Below are 17,782 nucleotides of genomic sequence, written 5' to 3' on the forward strand. Positions count from 1 at the left end.
CCCAGGAGCCACGGATGAGCAGATGGCGCGGCGACCCATGGGCGGTACTGCTGACCCTCAGCCTCGGATTCTTCATGACGCTGCTGGACATCACCGTCGTCAACGTCGCCATCCCCAGCATGATCGGCGAACTGCACGCGTCACTCGACGAGATGCTGTGGGTGATCAACGTCTACGTCCTCGTCCTCGCCGCACTGCTGATCACCTCCGGGCGCCTGGGCGACGTGCGCGGGCCACGCACCATGTTCGTCGCAGGCGTCGCACTGTTCACCGTGGCGTCCGTACTCTGCGGACTCGCCCAGGACCCGGCCCAGCTCATCACCGCCCGCGCCGTACAGGGGCTGGGCGCCGCGGCGCTGGTGCCGCAGACGATGACCATCATCATCGGCACGTTCCCGGCCGAGCGCCGCGGCGCGGCACTCGGCGTCTGGGGCGCGGTCGCTGGCGTGGCCACCATCGCAGGCCCCACCCTCGGCGGACTCCTCGTCAGCACGACCGACTGGCGCTGGATCTTCTTCGTGAACGTCCCGATCGGCGCCGTCGTCCTCGCGATGGCCCTCACCCTCGTTCCCGACACCCGGCACGGCTCCCACCGCAGACTGGACATGCCGGGCGTCACACTCGCCACGGCCACACTGTTCTGCCTGACCTTCGCCCTCACCGAAGGCGAACGATACGACTGGGGCACCGCAATCCAGGCGTTGCTGGGCGGCGCCGCGCTGTCACTGGCGGCGTTCCTGATCCACCAGCGCAGCCGGCAGGGCGACGAACCACTGCTGCCCTTCGCGCTCTTCCGCGACCGCGGCTACGCCGTCATGAGCTTCGTGTCCGCGACCGTCCAGGTCGGCATGATCGGCCTGTTCCTGCCGGTGATGATCTACCTGCAGTCGGTGCTGCACCTCAGCGCCTTCACGGCCGGCCTGGTGATGGCGCCGGCGATGATGGTATCGGCACTCCTGTCACCGCTCGCCGGCCGGATGTCGGACCGGATCGGCGGCACATACATCCTGATGGGCGGCCTGACCCTGTTCGCGGCCGGCCTGACCTGGCTCGCCTGGGTCACCGACGTCGGCCGTACGGGATGGGAGTTCCAACCCGCCCTGATCATGACCGGGGCCGGCATCGGCTGCGTGTTCGGCCCGATGGTCACGGTCGCCCTGCGCAACGTGGAACCCGGACTGGCCGGAGCCGCCTCCGGGGTGCTGAACACCATCCGGCAGATCGGCACGATCTGCGGCAGCGCCGCGGTCGGCGCCGTACTGCAGAACCGCCTCGCCGCCTCACTCCACACCGAGGCCGCCAAACAGGCCGCCGACCTTCCCGCCGGCATCCGCGACCGGTTCCTGACCGGCTTCGACAACGCCGCAGAAAGCGGCCTGGAAGCCGGCGCCGCACTGAGGCCACCCCCGGGAACACCGGCGGACCTCGCCGAACACATTCACCGGACGGCGGAGTCGGTGTTCGAGCACGGATTCGTCCACGCGATGCGGCCGACCCTGGCACTGCCCATCGCCGTGATCACACTCGGCGCCCTCTCCTGCGTCCTGATGCGACGCCGCCGCCCAACCGGCCACCGGCCCGGTGTCCCCGAAACCACCGGCGGCCAGACGGCCAACTGAAGCCGATCGCCACGACATAATGCGGCAGAGTGACTTCCCCCCAGACAAGCCTCAGAGGCCACGCCGACTTCCAACGGCTCTGGACGGGCCTGGCCATCAGCCAACTCGGATCGGCCGTCGGCATGGTGGCACTGCCCGTCGTCGCCGTAACCGTCGTCGAAGCCTCGACCTTCCAGGTCGCGCTGCTGTCGGCACTGACCGCGATCACCACCGCACTGCTGGCGTTTCCCCTCGGCGACCACGTCGAGTTCAGGCACAAACGCCCAGTGATGATCACAGCCGACGTCATCAGATTCGCCTGCCTGGCGAGTGTCCCGATCGCGGCGGTCACGGGCCTTCTCACCTTCGTGCAACTGGGCGTGATCGCCGTGATCAACGCCGCGTGCCAGATCGCGTTCACCGCCGCCGCCCAGGCCCACCTCAAAGCGCTGGTCTCGGCACAACAGCTGATCGAGGCCAACAGCCGCCTTGAGTCGACACGCTGGCTCGGCGTCTCGGCCGGCCCCTCGCTGGGCGGCGCCCTCATCGGCTTCCTCACCGCGGCCGGCTCCCTGGCCGTCGACGCCCTGTCCTTCCTGGTCAGCGCGGCAGCGATCAAGACCCTGCGCGCCCCGGAGCCGGCCCCGCCCACGCGCGACGAACGCTCGTCACGACGCGCGGAACTGTTCGCCGGATGGCGCTTCGCCTGGGGACACCCGACGCTCCGGCCGATCCTGATCAGCTGGGTGACCTTCGCCGGCGCCAGCTCGATGGCGGCCTCGGTGAGCGCCGTGTTCTACCTGCGCGACCTGCGCTTCGACGCCTGGCAGTACGGACTGCTGATGGGAGTGCCGTCACTGGGCGGGTTCCTCGGCGCCAGACTCGCCCCGAAACTCGTGACCCGGCTGGGAGCCGTACGCGCCCTGTGGTGGACCGGCATGCTGCGCGGCCCCTGGTATCTCCTCATCCCGGCGGCGCTCCCCGGCACACCCGGACTGCTGATGTGCGGCTTCGGGTTCGGCATGGTCCTGCTGTTCGCCGGTACCGCGAACTCCACCATGGCCGGATACCGGCAGGCGCAGACCCCTGACCACCTGATGGCCCGCGTGGCCACCCTGTGGTCGTTCGCCACGACGGTCACCCAGCCCCTGTTCATCCTCCTCGGCGGCCTCACGGCGACCTGGACCGGCACCCGCACATCACTCTTCGTCGCCGCGGGCGTGATGTGCGCGTCCGCCGTACTGCTGCCTCGCAGATGAGGCCCCGGCAGGCCCTTCACGTCCTCGCTGAGGGGGTTGGCCTCGCCTCTGTTCGTGATTTTCCCCTGCCAGGCGCCTTTACAATGTAGATTTTTCCTTCGTCCGATCAAGGCTGAAGCTCCGGCCGCTCGAACCAGTCACGGACCACCGGGTAGGTCCGCTGCGCGATCAGCCGCTGCCCCGCCGCGTTCGGGTGGAAGAAGTCCCACCTGCTGACCTGGTCCAGGGTGAACGGGCAGTCGAACAGGGCGTTGCCGTCGAACCTGCAGGCCGGGCCGTACGCCGCGCAGACCCTGGCCAGGGCGGCGTTGTAGGCGGCCACCCGGGCACGCACCCGGTCACGGCGGGCCCGGTCGGCCGGGGCGTCGGAGGACGCCTTGGCCAGCATCGTGGGACAGATCCTGCCGACCGCCCAGAAACCACGCGCCACCAGGTTGTCCCTGCCGACCCGCCACAACCGCTTCAGATCGGGCACACTCGCCAGGAACACCCTGCCGCCGGGCCTGGACCGCTTGAAAGCGGCCAGCGCCCCGGCCACCCGCCGCTCGTAGACGGAGACCGGGGTCATCAGCCGCTCCTGCTCGGCGCAGGCGTCCTGCGCGCCGACCAGCACCGTCACATAGTCGGCCCGCCGCGCGACCGCCTGGCCGACCTGGGCGGCCAGGCCCGCGCTGGTCGTTCCCGGCACGGCGAGGTTCACCTCGCTCCCGAGCGCGGGCCCCGCGTTCAGGTCGAGCAGGCGCATGTAGTGACTCTGGACACCCACGTCGTCGCCGGTCGACCAGGACCGGGAACGGCAGGAGACGTACCAGCCGCAGGCGTTGAAGCCCGCACTGATCGAGTCACCGAGCGCCGCGATCACCGCGGGACGCCACGGCCCCCGCGCGTCAGGGGCCGAAGACGAGACCGCGGGTGAGGCCTCAGCCGGGCAGGCGGCCCACGGGGCCGTGAACGCCGCCGCCGCCGTGAGCACCATCACAGTCCTGCCGGGCATGACACCTCCGCCTGAGAGATCACCAGTGCTTCGGATGTATCACCGCAGGACACCGGGCCGCCCGCCGCCGACCGGCCGCTTTCGGATTTCTTGACGGAGCACGGCGCCCCGGCCGGGCGAGGGACCGGGCTCCGGACGCGGCCGGAGCGCGGAATAGAGTGTTCCGGGTGAGTGTCGCGCTCGGACTGACCCGCCCCCTCGTGGTGAGAACCACCCCCGTCGACGACCCCGTCGATCTGCTCTCCCGGCTCCCCGAGGCCGCGCCGTACGCCTGGATCAGGCGCGGCGAAGGCCTGGTCGCCTGGGGAGAGGCCGCGAGGGCCGAGATTCCCCCCGGTCCCGGACGGTTCGGCTGGGCCCGCGACTGGCTGGCGGCGACCCTCGGCGAGGCCCATGTGGACGACGGCGTCGGCGTCCCCGGCTCGGGACCGGTCGCCTTCGGCTCCTTCACCTTCGACGAGGACTCCCCCGGCTCCGTCCTCGTCGTCCCCAGGATCGTCCTGGCCCGCCGTGCGGGCCGCGCCTGGCTGACCACCGTCGGCGGGCAACCGCTCGACCTGGTCACGGCACCGCGCGACCCCGGCAGGATCCGCTACGGCGACGGCAGCCTGACCGCCCCCGAGTGGGAGCACGCCGTGGCCAGGGCCGTGGCGCGGATCAGGTCCGGCCGTCTGGAGAAAGCCGTGCTCGCCCGCGACCTGACCGCCGTCGCGGAACGGGCGATCGACGTGCGCGTGCTGCTGGCCCGCCTGACCGGCCGCTACCCGGACTGCTACGCCTTCTCCTGCGACGGGCTGGTCGGCGCGACCCCCGAACTGCTGGTCAGGCGCACCGGCGAGACCGTCGAGTCACTGGTGCTCGCGGGCACGACCCCGCGGGGTGCCGACGAGACCGACGACAGACGGCGCGGCGCCGCGCTGCGCGCCTCGGGCAAGGACCGTCACGAGCACGCCTGCGCCGTCGACTCCGTCCGGGCCGCCTTGGCCCCGCTCTGCTCGGAGCTGAACGTGCCCGCCGAACCCGAACTGCTGGTGCTGCCGAACGTCCAGCATCTGGCGAGCCCGGTGACCGGCCGCCTTTCGGCGGGCGCCTCGGTGCTGGACGTGGTCGCCGCCATGCATCCGACGGCCGCCGTCGGCGGCACGCCGACACGCACGGCCCTGGAGGTCATCCGCGAGCTTGAGGGCATGGACCGGGGCGGTTACGCGGGCCCGGTCGGCTGGATCGACGCCCGGGGCGACGGAGAGTGGGGCATCGCGCTGCGGTGCGCGCGCGTCGACGGCTCCCGCGCCCGCCTGTTCGCCGGCTGCGGCATCATGGGCGACTCCGTCCCGGCCGCCGAACTGGCCGAGGCCCAGGCCAAGTTCCGGGTGATGCAGTACGCCCTGGAGGGCTGACCACCCGGGCCGGGGTCAGGCCCGCAGGTGGATCGCCTCACCCCGCTCGACCTCGGCGCCGCCCGAGGTCAGGGTGGCGACCCAGTCGGGGAAGGCCGCCAGGTCGCGCTCGCGCACCGCGACCTGGAAGGAGACCTCCGCGCCGTAACCGACCTGCCTGACCTCGTACGGCGAGGCGCGCAGGTCGTTCTCCAGGCGCCCGGCGCGGACGTGGTCGACGGTCACCGTCATCACCCTCGCCGGGACCATCTCGGCCAGCGGCGCCAGGTCCAGGGTCTTGCCGACCGCGGAGCCGTACGCCCTGACCAGGCCGCCCGCCCCCAGTTTCACCCCGCCGAAGTAACGGGTGACCACCGCGACCACGTCGCCCATCCCCCTGCGCAGCAGCGTCTCCAGCATCGGGGTGCCCGCGGTGCCGCCGGGCTCGCCGTCGTCGTCGGCCCTGCGGGCGCCCAGCTCTCCCCCGACCGCGTAGGCCGAGCAGTTGTGGGTCGCGTCGGCGTACAGCCCCTTACGGGCCGCGACGAAGGCGCGCGCCTCCTCCTCCGAGCGGACGGGGGCCAGAGCGCAGATGAACCGTGACCGCTTGATCTCGATCTCGTGCTCGGTGACGCCCTCCGGGGTCAGGTACGGCTGGGCCATTCCTCCAGGCTACTCGCCTTTACAAAGTAGATTCACGGCGCCCCGGGCTTGACCGGCTCGCTACGGGCCCGACGGCCGGCTCGAAGCCCGAGAGCGTGCCGGCCCCGGCACGGACGGTCGCACCACCCGGGCCCGGTGCGGGAGCCCCGCTTGTCGGGTTCCCGATTTTCGCGCGTCTTTCCGCGAACCGGGAAAACCCATCTCTTACTAGCAGATGTCTGAATTTCTGGAGAAAGCTTGATGTAAGGGAATTCGGTCGCATATCCCATCTGTTTCATCCACGGCGATATTCAGCACGTCCCAGGATTATGGATTTCACACTATATGGTGCACAATCAGGGACGCGCAGCCGTACGGACGATGGACGAGACCGTTTCCGGACGTTCGCGTGCCCCCGTCGAGACCTCCGGAGGAGGACATGCGCGGCCGGTTGGTTCTCGCCCTGATCGCCCTGGCGCTCGCGATCGCCGGGTTCGGCGTGTACGGGGCTTTGATCGTCACGGACGGCGGTTCCACCTCGCCCACGCCGACTCCGAGGGCCGCCGGAACCTTCGTCTTCGAGCCGGCCGAGACCCCCGCGCCCGAAACGTCGCCCCCGGTGTCCCCCGCTCCGTCGTCGCCTCCGCCCGTCGCGCCCCCTGCCGCCGTCCAGGCCACCACCCAGGCCACCGTTCAGGCCACTGTTCAGGCCACTGTTCAGGCAGGGGATCCGCAGGAGGTCGCGGTGAGGTACCTCGCCGCCTGGCAGGCCGGGGACCTGGCCGCGATGGCCGGCCTCGTCTCGGCTCCCCCCGCCGACTTCGCCGAACGGCACCGCCGCTTCGACGCCGAACTGCGGATCACCGCGCCGCCGTCCCTGACCCCGCAGACACCGCGGCGGCGCAGCGCGCTCGAAGCCGAGGTGCCCTTCCAGGGGGTACGGCAGATCACCGGCCTCGGGCCGTGGCCGTTCTCCTCCGTGCTGCACCTGGTACGGCACGCCGGCCAGTGGCGCGTCCGCTGGACCCCGCAGACGATGCACCCCTCGCTCGGCGAGGGAAGGAGCCTGCGGCTCACCGAGACCAAGGTCAGGCGACCGGCCACGCTCACCCGCGAGGGCCTGCCGTTCCCCTCCGGCAGCAGGGCGGGTGACTACTTCACCGGGCTGGAGGGCACCACGACCGAGCTGAAGCTGCGGGAGCTCCCCTCGGGACGGGTCCTGCTGGCCTCCCCTTCCAAAGGGGGTGAGGCCGCCCGCACCACGATCTCCCAGGACGTGCAGAGCGCCGCGGCCCACGCCCTGGACGGCCTGCAGGCGCCCGCCGCCCTCGTGGCGATCGACCTGCGCACCCGCCAGGTGCGGGCGGTGGCCGACACCCTGGGCGGCAAGGGCGCCTTCAACGGCCTCTACCCGCCCGGCTCGACGTTCAAGGTGGTGACCGCCGCCGCGCTGCTGCGCACCGGGCTGACCTCCCGGTCCCCGGTCCCCTGCCCCGCCGCCTACACCATCCCCAACGCCAGGCGCTTCACGAACGCCGAACCGGCCGACCGCGGCGTCCTCCCCCTCACCACGGCCTTCGCGCTGTCCTGCAACACCACCTTCGTCCAGCAGTCCTACGAACGGCTGCGGGACGGCGGCCTGCGGGCCGAGGCCGCCGACCGGTTCGGCTTCAGGGAGAAGCCCGGCCTCAGCTCCTGCCGGATCAGGCCGCACACCGACCTGAACGAGCTCGGCTCCGACGCCATCGGGCAGAACTCGGTGCAGGCCAGCCCGCTGTGCATGGCCGAGGTCGCCGCGGCCGCCGCGACCGGCGTGTGGAAACCGGCGGTCATGACCGAACGACCCCCGGCCGACTCACCGCCCGAGGTGCCGATCGGAGACGAGGTGGCCGCGCAACTGCGGGACATGATGGGCGCCGTCGTCACCCAGGGCACCGCCGCGGCGGCGGGCCTGCCCCCCGGCACCGCGGGCAAGACCGGCACCGCCGAGGTCGCCGGAGGCCACTCCCACGCCTGGTTCATCGGCTACCGCGGCTCCCTGGCCTTCGCGGCCTTCGTCCAGAACGGCGGCAGCGGCGGAGCGACGGCCGCCCCGGTCGCGGCCCGCTTCCTGAACGCCCTGCGGTAGCCCTCCAGCGCTTCGCCGGTTTGCGAGCCGAGGTGACGGATGCTGTCATCGATGCCGTGACGGACGTCCATCGCACGGTCGGCGCGGTCTGGAAACTCGAATCGGCGAAGATCGTCGCCGGTCTCACCAGGCTGGTGCACGACGTCGGCCTGGCCGAGGAACTGGCCCAGGACGCGCTCGTCTCCGCGCTCGAACAGTGGCCGGACTCCGGTGTCCCCGACAACCCGGGCGCCTGGCTGACGGCCGTCGCCAAACGCCGGGCCGTCGACCACATCCGGCGCGCGCGGCGCCTCGAACTCGGTGACGAACGCCTCACCCGGGAGGCGGACCAGCCGCCGGACCCCGAGCGGGACCCCGGACAGGACGACGTGCTGCGGCTGATGTTCGTCTCCTGCCACCCGATCCTGGCGACCGAGGCGCGGGTGGCGCTGACCCTGCGGCTCGTCGGCGGCCTGACGACCGCGGAGATCGCCCGGGCCTTCCTGACCGACGAGCGGTCGATCGCCCGCCGTGTCGCCGAGGCCAAAGGTGTCCTCGCCGAGGCGCGGGTGCCGTTCGAGCTGCCGCGGGGCCCCGAGCTGGCCGGGCGGCTGGCCTCGGTGCTGGAGGTCATCTACCTGATCTTCAACGAGGGATACTCGGCGACCTCGGGGGACGACCTGACGCGTCCCGCGCTCTGCCTTGAGGCGCTGCGCCTGGGCAGGCTGCTGGCCGGGCTGGCGCCGTACGAGGCGGAGGTGCACGGGCTGGTCGCGCTGATGGAGATCCAGGCCTCCCGCGAGGCGGCGCGTACCGGTCCCTCCGGTGAGCCCGTCCAGCTGCACGAGCAGAACCGGGGGCGCTGGGACCGGTTGCTCATCCACCGTGGCTTCGCCGCGATGCTACGGGCCAGGCAGGCGGGCGGCACGCCGGGGCCGTACGTGCTGCAGGCCGCGATCGCCGTGTGCCACGCGCAGGCGGCGAGCGCCGAGGAGACCGACTGGGCGCGGATCGCGAGCCTGTACGAGGCACTGGCCCTGCTGCTGCCCACCCCGGTCGTGCGGCTCAACCAGGCCGTGGCGGTGGGGATGGCCCACGGCCCGCAGGCCGGGCTCGACCTGGTCGAGTCGCTCACCGGGGATCCCGCGCTGCGCGACTACCACCTCCTGCCCGGGGTGAGGGGCGATCTGCTGGCCAGGCTGGAACGGTACGAGGAGGCGCGGCTGGAGTTCGAGCGGGCCGCCCTTCTCACCGGCAACGCCGCCGAACGGGACTTCCTGCTCCGCCGGGCGGAGGGGTTCGCGCTCCCCCACGTGGCCGGGCCCACGCTCGGCCAGGCCGTACGGGGCTTCCTGGCGCGTGAGGACCTGGACGCGGGAACCTCGCGCTCCTACGGGCAGACACTGCGGCGGCTGTGCCTGGCCCTGGGCGAGCGCGCCCCGCTCACCTCGATGACTCCGGAACACGTGGCGCGGGTGTTCGAGACGGCCTGGGGCGGTTCCGCCGCCAGGACGTGGAACCGGCACCGCTCCGCCGTCCGCTCCTTCTGCGCCTGGGCCTCGCTGGAGGACCTGTCCGCCCGCCTCGACCGGCGCGCCGAGACCGGCCCGCCCGCCGAGATGATCGACCCGGCGCTGCTGGCGGCGCTCTGGGAGCGCGACGACCTGCCCGTGCGGGAGCTGGCCCTGTGGCGGCTGCTGCACGAGTCGGCCGCCGGAGTGCGGGCCGTGCTGTCGCTGAACGTCGAGGACCTGGACCTGGAGGATCGCCGGGCGCTCTCGGGCGGCGTCTGGATCGGCTGGCGCTCGGGGACGGCTCGGCTGCTGCCCCGCCTGGTGGCCGGCCGGGCCCGCGGCCCGCTGTTCCTCGCCGACCGCAGACCCGGGCCGTCCCGGCGGCCCGTCCCGGCGGATCTGTGCCCGGAGACGGGGCGCGGGCGGCTTTCCTACGAACGGGCCGAGTATCTCTTCAAGCGGGCGACCCGGTCACTCGACCCCTCGGGCGAGGGCTACACGCTGCGCCGGCTCAGGCCCCGGTGACCTGGGCGGAGTCAGAGCGTGTTCTCGTGCAGGTGCACGATGCGCCACTCGTCTCCGGAGCGCCGCAGCACGGCGGTGGTCCGCACGATCTCCGGGGCCCCCTGAGCGAAGTCCACGCGCAGCAGGTATCTGGCCAGCGCCGTGTCGCCCCACACGTCGACGACCTCGTCGTGGGCCCGTAGTCCCGTCTCGGCGGGACCGTCCTGCGGGCGGGCGTCACGGACCTTGTCCAGTTGCTCCCTGCTGGTGATCAGCACCTGCTCCGCCGAGTCCCAGATGGTCGCCTCGGGATGCAGCAGCCGGTCGATCCCCGGCCGGTCACCGCGCAGGTAGGCCTCGTACATCGCGGTGATGACCGCCCAGACGGCCTCGTGTGCCACTGCTTCCCCTCTTTCGTTGCACAGGCCTTGGCCCTTTACAAAGTAGATTCACTGACTGGCCGTGGCCGGGCCGCCGAGGTTGCCGAGCATCCGCTGCAGCAGCGCCAGCAGTTGCTCGACCTCATCGTCGGAGAAGCCCTCCAGGAGCCTGTGGGCGATGTGCCGGAAGACCGGCATCAGGCGGGGAACCAGCTCCCGCCCCTCCCCGGTGAGCTCGATGACGACGGACCTGCGGTCGCCCAGACGGGGGCTCCGCAGGATGAGGCCCTTGGCCTCCAGACGGTCGAGCAGCCTGGTCATGCCCGCGGTGTCGGTGCCGAGCTGCGCGGCGAGCTGGTTCGGGCTGCTCTCGTGCCGCGCGGCGTGCAGCAGGACGGCGGCCTGCTGGGTGGTGACGTCGAAGGGCGTCAGCTGGGCCTCGGTCGCCGCGCGCAGATCACGGCCGACCTGGCTGACCAGGGAGCCCCCGCCGAGCACGAGCCGCATGTGCCGGGGTTCCATGCGGTCATGCTAGCCGCCCGGCCGTTTCACCGTCATGACGGCCGGGCGTACGGCGGCGCCTCTCACTCCCGGTCGTCGAGCAGTCCCGCGTCGTGCACGAGCAACGCGATCTGGACCCGGTTGTTGAGGCCGAGCTTGGCCAGGACGCCGGAGACGTGGGTCTTGACCGTGGGGACGCTGAGGTGCAGCAGCGCCCCGATCTCGGCGTTCGACCTGCCTCCGGCGAGGGCGAGGGCGACCTCGCGCTCGCGGTCGTTCAGCGCCGCGAGGCGTTCCAGGGCTCGGGCGCGGTGCCGGTCGCGGCCGGTGTCGGCGACCCGGGCGATGAGGCGCCTGGTCACCGCCGGGGACAGTACGGGCAGGCCCCTGGCCACCTGACGCACCGCGGCCACGATCTCCTCCGGCGGGGTGTCCTTCAGCAGGAAGCCCGCGGCTCCGGCACGCAGCGCGCGCAGCACGTGCTCGTCGGCGTCGAAGGTGGTCAGGACGACGACCTCGGGCGCTCCCGCCCTGGCCCGCAGGGCCTCGGTCGCGCTCAGGCCGTCCATGACGGGCATCCGGATGTCCATCAGGACGACGTCGGGGGCGTGCCGGGAGACCAGAGGCAGCACCTCGGCGCCGTCACCGGCCTCGGCGACCACCCGGATGTCGGGGGCGCCGCGCAGCATCATCGACAGGCCCGCGCGCACCAGCGGGTCGTCGTCGGCGATGAGCACGCCGACCGTCCAGGGCTGCGAGGCGGTCATGGCGGTCAGGCTAGCCAACCGGGCCTCCCCCGGGCCACCCGGGCGCTTGTCTTCGCCCCAGGAAGAGCTATATTTGCGATAAAATAAGTAGGAATTAGGGGTAATACGATGCCGCTGCCAGACTTCCTCACGATCGGCGCCCCCAAGTCCGGGACGACGGCCCTGCACGCCGCGCTGTCCCGTCATCCCGGGCTCTTCCTGTCCCCCGTGAAGGAACCGAAGTTCTTCCTCAGCGACGGCCCGCCGCCCACCAGGGGCGGGCCGGGCGACGCCCAGACCTACCGTGAGCACCTCTGGCGGCGTGAGGACTACGAGGCACTGTTCGCGCGGGCGCCGGCCGGGGTGCCCAGAGGGGAGTCGACCCCGTTCTACCTCTACGACCGGGCCGCCCAGCGGCGCATCAGGAAGACCATCCCCGGCGTCCGGCTGATCGCGGCGCTGCGCGACCCGGTCGAGCGGGCACACTCCAACTGGACGCACCTGTGGTCGGCCGGGCTTGAGCCGGTCGGCGACGTGGTCGAGGCCTGCGCCGAGGAGGAGCACAGGATCGCGGCGGGCTGGGCGCCGTTCTGGCACTATCTCGCGCTCGGCCGGTACGGCGAGCAGCTCGAGCACCTGTTCACGCTGTTCCCCCGCGAGCAGGTGCTGATCTTCCGGTACCGGGACCTGGTCGACAGGCCCGTCGCCACCCTCGACCGGATCTGCCGTTTCCTGGGGGCCGAACCCGGGCTGATCACCGAGGTGCCCAGGGAGAACGTGACCGCCCACCCCGAGCCGACCCGCACCCACCGGGCGCTGTCGAGGGTGCTCCGCACCGGGGCCGCGGTCGGCCGATTCCTGCCGCCCCGGATCAGCGGCGCCCTCACCGACCCCCTCGAACGGCGCCTGCAGCAGCGCGCCCGCGCCCGGCGTCCGCTGACCTGGGAGCAGCGCGAGCAGCTGATCGGCCACTTCGCCGAGGACGTGGCGCTGCTGCAGCGGGTGACCGGGGAGGACTTCAGCGACTGGCTGCTGCCCCGGGAGCGTTCCGGCGGCCTGGTCGGCACCCGTCCCGACGGTCAGCGCCAGGCCAGGAACGGGCGCCCGCAGGTGTGAGCGCCGGGTTCCCGGGAGAGCCCCGGGAACCCGGCGCTCAGCGCAGTTCGGTGCGCAGTTCGTGGGCACCGTCCGCACGGGTGTACTCGTAGTAGAGCCGCCGCCCGCCGTCCGGCAGGTCCACGACGTTCACATAGCGCAGGCCGCCGCCGGCGTGCGGGGAGAATGCGGCCGGGCCGGTCCCCCGGGGGGTCAGCTCCGCCGGGTCGGTGCCGGTCGCCACCCCCGTGCGCTCCTCGTAGTTCTCCAGTGCCGAGGACCGGCCGTCGTACAGGGCCACGACCTGTTCGCCCACGAAGCGGACGGCCGAGATCCGGGCTCCGCGGGCGTCCCACATCCCCGGCCTTCCGCTGAGCGCCGTGCCCTGCCAGGTCCACTCGATCCCGTCCGCGCTGGTCGCGTAGTCGCTCACCATGCGGTCGGCCTCGTCGGGGTCGGCCAGGGGGTGGCAGGAGGCCCACAGGTGCCACAGGCCGCCGCGCCGTACGATGACGGGGTCCTTGACGCCGGTCTTGGGGTCGCCGGGCAGCACGACCTGGCGCACCGCGGGGTCGAACCCGGCGGGGTCGTCCGCTTCGAGCACCTCGACCCGCCAGTGCTTGGTGCCGTGGGTGGCGCAGCTGAGGTAGAGCCGCCAGCGGCCCTGCGGGGTGCGCACCAGTGTGGGGCGCTCCAGCGACTCGGTGTCCATCTCCTGCTGGGTGACCGTGACCAGGGTCTCGAAACGTTCGCCGTCGCGGGACCTGGCGACGACGACCGCGTAACCGCGTCCCTCGCCGACCGGTCTGCGCAACCGGTAGGCCAGATAGATCAGCCCGTCGGCCGCGACCGCGCTGGGCGCGCCCGCCCAGTGGCCCGGTGCCGCCCGTGGTGGTTCGACGGCCACGGCGGAGCGGGCGGGGTCGGGCAGGAGATCGTCGAATGTCAGCACGTCATCGACGCTAGGCAGGGCTTCGGCAGCGCTCACGGGGAATCACCAATCATGGTCACGAGTTTTGGCCGTCCCTTGACGGCCACGAGGCACAGGTCGGTGAGACGGTCAGGGCCTGCGGAGCGTCGCCGCCGGGAACGGGATGGCGGGGAAGGGATTGTCCGGCGGCAGCAGGAGCCTGCGCGCCTCCTCGGGACGCGCGGTCGCGTCCAGGTGGAGCAGCGCCGCCCCGATCCCCGCCGCCCCGACCATGTAGCCGGTGTCCGCGGTGACCTCCCAGGGGCGTAACCTGCGGTAGGCCTGGTACCAGCGCGATCCGCGCTCGTCGTGCCCGGCGGCCCTGCCGATGAGGTTGTCGCCGAGCTCGCAGGCGAACTCCAGGTGGGCGGGGCGGCCCGTCGCCGCCCAGAGGCCGACGAACAGCTCGACCAGGCCCGCGGTGCCGCAGCACTGGCAGGCCACGTTCCAGTAGCCCTCGGTCTGGCGGCCGGGCACGCCGCTGCGGACGATGCCTCTGGCCAGCCGCTCGACCCAGTCGAGGTCTCCGGCGTCGCCCGCGACCCGGTACAGCTCGTAGAACATCCGCGCCACGCCCGCCGAACCCGAACAGAAGCCGAGATAGTGCAGGTCGCGGCCCTGCGGGATGTGGTGCGGGACCAGAGCGCACCGCTCGCTCACGGCGCTCACCGCGCGGACGAAGTCGGCCCCCCTGCGCGCCGCGCCGAGGAAGCGGGTCTGCCCGGTCAGGCCGTAGAGGCGGGCCAGCAGGAAGGCGGTGCCCGCGGTGCCGGACAGGAAGCCGGGCGTGACGGCGTCCAGCGGCAGGTCGCCGCACGCGCCGTGACCGAAGCGATGGCCGGGTACGGCGAGCTCGGCGATGCGGGTGCCCGCCTCGACGGCGACCTCCTGGTAGGCGGGGACGCCCAGGATGCCGGAGGCGTGCAGCAGGGCCAGGATGACGCCGCCGTCGCCACGCTGGGCCGGGTCGCCCGTCCAGCCGAGGCCCCCGTCGATCGAGCGGGCGCTGCGCACGACGTGGTCGGCGACCGCGACCGCCTCGGCCTCGAAGGCCTCCTCCCCGACGGCCCATCCCGCCTCCGCCAGGGTGAACATCACCCCCGCCAGGCCGTGGTGCAGGGACAGGTCGGCCTGTTCGCGCCAGGTGGCCGCGAGGTAGCGGGCTCCGGCCCTGGCGTCGTCGAGGTAGCTCTCGTCGCCGGTCGCCGCGGCCAGTTCGAGGAAGAACAGGACGATGCCCGCCGCGCCCGAGTAGAGCGAGAGCGGATGGCCGGTCAGGGCGGCCTTGCCCCGTGGGTCGGGGTTGGCCTTCCAGTGCCGTCCCCGCTCGTCGTCGACCGCCGCGGAGCGGATCCATCTCGCGGCCTCGGTCGCCGCGCGCAAGGGGCTCTCTGTCCCAGGTTCCGGGCTCATGGCGGCTCCTTCGTGCGGGGGACCACCAGTTTACCCCCTTTTCCTACAGGATCAATAGGTAATACTGGAACATGCGAGGTGGATGACGTTTACCCGGGTCTCGAAGGCAGGCTACTACGCGCCTTCACGCACCGGAGGCGATATGCGGTAACCGGGCGATCACACCCGTCCACTCCCAACCCTGAACCTCTCTTGACGAGCCGTTTCGCCACCCAAGGGCATGATGGAAGTGGACATCGGGGAGAAAATCGCCTATATGATCTCGGATCTCGGACAGGACGATGCGCGGCCGGGCCCCTGAGTGGGCGACGGTCCTGCGGCTGCTGGAGACCGCGGGAGCCCCGGGCAACGTGATCCTCGTCGAAGGCGAACCGGGAACGGGCAAGAGCCTCCTGCTCGCCGAGGCGTGCGCCGCCGCCCCCGGCACGGGGGCGGCCGTCGTCTCAGGAAGAGCCGACATGCTCGGCAGGCTGACCCCACTGGGGCCGCTGCTGTCCGCCCTCGACGAGTCCCCCTCCGCCGCCGCCGTCACCAGGAACGCCGTGCCCGACGCGCCGAGCCTGCTGATGTGGCTGGCCGATCAGGTGCGCGACGCGCTCGAACGGCGCGCGAAGCGGGGACCGCTGCTGGTGACCCTCGACGACCTGCACTGGGCCGACCCCGCCACACTCATGGCACTGCGCGCGCTGCCCGCCCAGCTGACCGGCCTCCCCCTGGCCTGGCTGCTGGCCCGCCGCCCCGTGGAGGGCACCGACGACGCCCGCCTGTTCGGCCTGCTGCGGCGCGAGGGGGCCGCGACGGTCACACTGCGCCCCCTGTGCGGGCAGGCGGTGGCCCAGGTGGCCGCCGACACGCTCGGGGCGCCACCGGACGAGGAACTGACGGCCCTGGCCGCGCAGGCGGGGGGAAACCCGTTCCTGCTCGTCGAACTGCTCACCGGGCTGCGCGAGGAGAACGCGGTCAAGGTCGAGGACGGCCTCGCCAGGCTGACCGGCCCCACGCTGCCCCGCCGCGTGCACACCGCGGTACGGCGGCGCCTTGAGGAGGTCAGCACCAGGACCAGGCACCTGCTTGAGGCGGCGGCCGTACTCGGCCGGTCCTTCTCCCCCGCCTACGCCGCCGAGATGCTCGGCGAGACCCCCGCCGCCCTGTTGCCCGCCCTTGAGGAGGCTTTGGCCGCGGGCGTGCTGGACGCCACCCCCGAGGAACTGACCTTCCGGCACGAACTGCTGTGGCGCTCGGTCGTCGAGACGGTCCCCGCCCCCGTACGGCGGGCGCTGCACGGCCAGATCGAACGGGCCGTACCGGTCGCCGGGCGGCACCGGGTGAACGGCGGCGCCAACACCGAGACGCTGATGCTGCCCGCCCTGCTGGCCTGGGACGAGGGCAGGCTCTCCCACGGCCTGGACCTGGCCCGCGAGGCCGTGGAGCGGCCGGGCGCCGGGCACCACCCCGGGCCCAGGGCCGTACTGGCCACGATGCTCATCGACCTGTGGCTGCTCGATGAGGCCGAGGCCGTCACGGCCGACGCGGAGACGCAGGCGGCCCGCCACCCCGAGTGGGCCGTGGAGATCCCGCTGCTGCGCGCCCGCCTCGACCTGGCCGCCGGGCGGTTCGGCAGCGCGATCGCGCGGGCGGAGACCGGCCTGACCGCCGCCGAGGCCCTGCGCGTGCCGTCCCTGACCTCCTCCGCCCTGTCCGTGCTCGGCACCGCGTCACTGCGGGCGGGAGACCTGCCCAGGGCGATCAGATGCCTGGAGAGCGAACTGGCGCGGGGAGCACGGGACGCGCCGCCGTACACACGGCTGCGCTCGGAACTGGCGGCGGGCCGCATCAGCGAGGCCCTGGACGGGGCCGCGGGCGGGATGAGCTCCCTCGGCCGGGTCTACGACGCGCTGCCCCGGCACACCGGGGCGCTGACCAGCGAACCGGCCGCCGCCGCCTGGCTGGTGCGGGTGGCCATGGCCGTCGACGACACACGCAGGGCCGACGCCGTGGTCGGCGCCGCCGAGGACATCGCCCGCCGCAACCCCGGCCTGCCCAACCCCGCGATCTCCGCGGTCCACGCCCGGGGCCTGCGCGAACGCGACCGGCAGGCGCTCGGCCGCGCCGTGGACGGGCACACCGACCCGTGGGCCCGCGCCTCGGCCGCCGAGGACCTCGGGGTACTGCTCGGCTCCGACGGCGGCTGCCGCGACCTGGCGGTACGGGCCCTGGACGACGCGCTGTCCCGCTACGACGAGGTGGGGGCGCTGCGCGACGCGGCCCGGGTTCGCGGCAGGCTGCGCGCCCTCGGGGAACGCCGCCGCCACTGGGTCACCACCGACCACCCCGTCTCCGGCTGGGACAGCCTGACCGGCACCGAACTGGCTGTCTGCGGCCTCGTCGCCGAGGGGCTGACCAACCGCCAGGCCGCCGAGCAGATGTTCATCAGCGAGCACACCGTCGCCTTCCACCTGCGTCAGATCTTCCGCAAACTGGACATCCACTCGCGGGTCGAGCTGACCAGGCTCACCCTTGGCCGGGGCGGTCCCTAGGTTGTGTCTGGCTGTGTCTCCTTGCTCCGCCTGGCGGCGTCGCGGGCTTGGGCGCCCCGAGTCGGCACTTTCCCTCGTCACTGTGTCTCCTTGCTCCGCCTGGCGGCGTCGCGGGGCTTGGGCGCCTCCGAGTCGGTGCTTTCCCT

At 72.6% G+C, this 17,782-nt stretch carries 14 protein-coding genes; 7 read left to right on the forward strand and 7 right to left on the reverse strand.

Features of this window, described 5'->3' with window-relative positions:
- Positions 1-14: 14 nt before the first annotated feature.
- Both ABT340_RS21285 and ABT340_RS21290 read left to right on the forward strand, forming a co-directional pair.
- On the forward strand, positions 15-1,619 hold the full coding sequence (locus tag ABT340_RS21285; protein ID WP_352012522.1) for a DHA2 family efflux MFS transporter permease subunit: 1,605 nt from the start codon (positions 15-17) through the stop codon (positions 1,617-1,619).
- A gap of 29 nt (positions 1,620-1,648) precedes the next feature.
- Positions 1,649-2,857 carry an MFS transporter gene (locus tag ABT340_RS21290; protein ID WP_352012523.1) on the forward strand — a complete coding sequence of 403 codons (1,209 nt, stop codon included), beginning with the start codon at positions 1,649-1,651 and terminating at the stop codon, positions 2,855-2,857.
- Between the two features lie 106 nt (positions 2,858-2,963).
- Here ABT340_RS21290 and ABT340_RS21295 read toward each other — a convergent pair whose 3' ends face one another.
- The gene (locus tag ABT340_RS21295) at positions 2,964-3,851 is read right to left on the reverse strand and encodes an SGNH/GDSL hydrolase family protein (RefSeq protein WP_352012524.1); all 888 of its coding nucleotides are present in this window, start codon (positions 3,849-3,851) and stop codon (positions 2,964-2,966) included.
- A gap of 167 nt (positions 3,852-4,018) precedes the next feature.
- On the opposite strand from ABT340_RS21295, the gene ABT340_RS21300 reads away from it, so the two are divergent.
- Complete coding sequence (locus ABT340_RS21300) at positions 4,019-5,248, forward strand: isochorismate synthase (RefSeq protein WP_352012525.1); 1,230 nt, start codon at positions 4,019-4,021, stop codon at positions 5,246-5,248.
- 15 nt (positions 5,249-5,263) lie between these two features.
- On the opposite strand, the gene ABT340_RS21305 is transcribed toward ABT340_RS21300, so the two are convergent.
- Positions 5,264-5,890, reverse strand: coding sequence for a YigZ family protein (locus ABT340_RS21305; protein ID WP_352012526.1), 627 nt, complete (start codon positions 5,888-5,890; stop codon positions 5,264-5,266).
- Positions 5,891-6,308: 418 nt separating this feature from the next.
- On the opposite strand from ABT340_RS21305, the gene ABT340_RS21310 reads away from it, so the two are divergent.
- Together ABT340_RS21310 and ABT340_RS21315 are read left to right on the forward strand one after the other, a co-directional pair.
- Positions 6,309-7,997 (forward strand): penicillin-binding transpeptidase domain-containing protein, encoded by a 1,689-nt coding sequence (locus tag ABT340_RS21310; protein WP_352012527.1) that lies wholly within the window; start codon positions 6,309-6,311, stop codon positions 7,995-7,997.
- 56 nt (positions 7,998-8,053) lie between these two features.
- Positions 8,054-10,015, forward strand: coding sequence for a DUF6596 domain-containing protein (locus ABT340_RS21315; protein ID WP_352012528.1), 1,962 nt, complete (start codon positions 8,054-8,056; stop codon positions 10,013-10,015).
- 11 nt (positions 10,016-10,026) lie between these two features.
- On the opposite strand, the gene ABT340_RS21320 is transcribed toward ABT340_RS21315, so the two are convergent.
- The 3 genes from ABT340_RS21320 to ABT340_RS21330 all read right to left on the reverse strand — a co-directional run bounded on the left by ABT340_RS21320 (position 10,027) and on the right by ABT340_RS21330 (position 11,642).
- Positions 10,027-10,395 (reverse strand): DUF4440 domain-containing protein, encoded by a 369-nt coding sequence (locus ABT340_RS21320; RefSeq protein WP_352012529.1) that lies wholly within the window; start codon positions 10,393-10,395, stop codon positions 10,027-10,029.
- A gap of 48 nt (positions 10,396-10,443) precedes the next feature.
- On the reverse strand, positions 10,444-10,896 hold the full coding sequence (locus tag ABT340_RS21325) for a MarR family winged helix-turn-helix transcriptional regulator (protein ID WP_352012530.1): 453 nt from the start codon (positions 10,894-10,896) through the stop codon (positions 10,444-10,446).
- Between the two features lie 62 nt (positions 10,897-10,958).
- Entirely contained in the window at positions 10,959-11,642 is a 684-nt protein-coding gene (locus ABT340_RS21330) for a response regulator (RefSeq protein WP_352012531.1), read from the reverse strand.
- A gap of 108 nt (positions 11,643-11,750) precedes the next feature.
- Between ABT340_RS21330 and ABT340_RS21335 the strand changes: the two genes are divergently transcribed.
- Complete coding sequence (locus tag ABT340_RS21335) at positions 11,751-12,737, forward strand: sulfotransferase family protein (RefSeq protein WP_352012532.1); 987 nt, start codon at positions 11,751-11,753, stop codon at positions 12,735-12,737.
- 37 nt (positions 12,738-12,774) lie between these two features.
- Here the strand turns inward: ABT340_RS21335 and ABT340_RS21340 are convergent, their stop codons facing one another.
- Together ABT340_RS21340 and ABT340_RS21345 are read right to left on the reverse strand one after the other, a co-directional pair.
- Positions 12,775-13,668, reverse strand: coding sequence for a glycoside hydrolase family protein (locus ABT340_RS21340; RefSeq protein ID WP_352012533.1), 894 nt, complete (start codon positions 13,666-13,668; stop codon positions 12,775-12,777).
- A gap of 108 nt (positions 13,669-13,776) precedes the next feature.
- The gene (locus tag ABT340_RS21345; RefSeq protein WP_352012534.1) at positions 13,777-15,099 is read right to left on the reverse strand and encodes a lanthionine synthetase LanC family protein; all 1,323 of its coding nucleotides are present in this window, start codon (positions 15,097-15,099) and stop codon (positions 13,777-13,779) included.
- 281 nt (positions 15,100-15,380) lie between these two features.
- Here ABT340_RS21345 and ABT340_RS21350 point away from each other — a divergent pair, with 281 nt between their 5' ends.
- The gene (locus ABT340_RS21350; protein ID WP_352012535.1) at positions 15,381-17,636 is read left to right on the forward strand and encodes a helix-turn-helix transcriptional regulator; all 2,256 of its coding nucleotides are present in this window, start codon (positions 15,381-15,383) and stop codon (positions 17,634-17,636) included.
- The last annotated feature ends 146 nt before the right edge of the window (positions 17,637-17,782 follow it).

This window comes from Streptosporangium sp. NPDC000239 (assembly GCF_040300765.1).
In the GTDB taxonomy this organism is placed as follows: domain Bacteria; phylum Actinomycetota; class Actinomycetes; order Streptosporangiales; family Streptosporangiaceae; genus Streptosporangium.

Bases quoted from the DNA above. Each gene is read 5' to 3' on its own strand.
- ABT340_RS21350 (WP_352012535.1), top strand. From the start codon at position 15,381: ATGCGCGGCCGGGCCCCTGAGTGGGCGACGGTCCTGCGGCTGCTGGAG.
- ABT340_RS21310 (WP_352012527.1), top strand. From the start codon at position 6,309: ATGCGCGGCCGGTTGGTTCTCGCCCTGATCGCCCTGGCGCTCGCGATC.
- ABT340_RS21305 (WP_352012526.1), bottom strand. From the start codon at position 5,890: ATGGCCCAGCCGTACCTGACCCCGGAGGGCGTCACCGAGCACGAGATC.
- ABT340_RS21325 (WP_352012530.1), bottom strand. From the start codon at position 10,896: ATGGAACCCCGGCACATGCGGCTCGTGCTCGGCGGGGGCTCCCTGGTC.
- ABT340_RS21295 (WP_352012524.1), bottom strand. From the start codon at position 3,851: ATGCCCGGCAGGACTGTGATGGTGCTCACGGCGGCGGCGGCGTTCACG.
- ABT340_RS21345 (WP_352012534.1), bottom strand. From the start codon at position 15,099: ATGAGCCCGGAACCTGGGACAGAGAGCCCCTTGCGCGCGGCGACCGAG.
- ABT340_RS21285 (WP_352012522.1), top strand. From the start codon at position 15: ATGAGCAGATGGCGCGGCGACCCATGGGCGGTACTGCTGACCCTCAGC.
- ABT340_RS21335 (WP_352012532.1), top strand. From the start codon at position 11,751: ATGCCGCTGCCAGACTTCCTCACGATCGGCGCCCCCAAGTCCGGGACG.
- ABT340_RS21330 (WP_352012531.1), bottom strand. From the start codon at position 11,642: ATGACCGCCTCGCAGCCCTGGACGGTCGGCGTGCTCATCGCCGACGAC.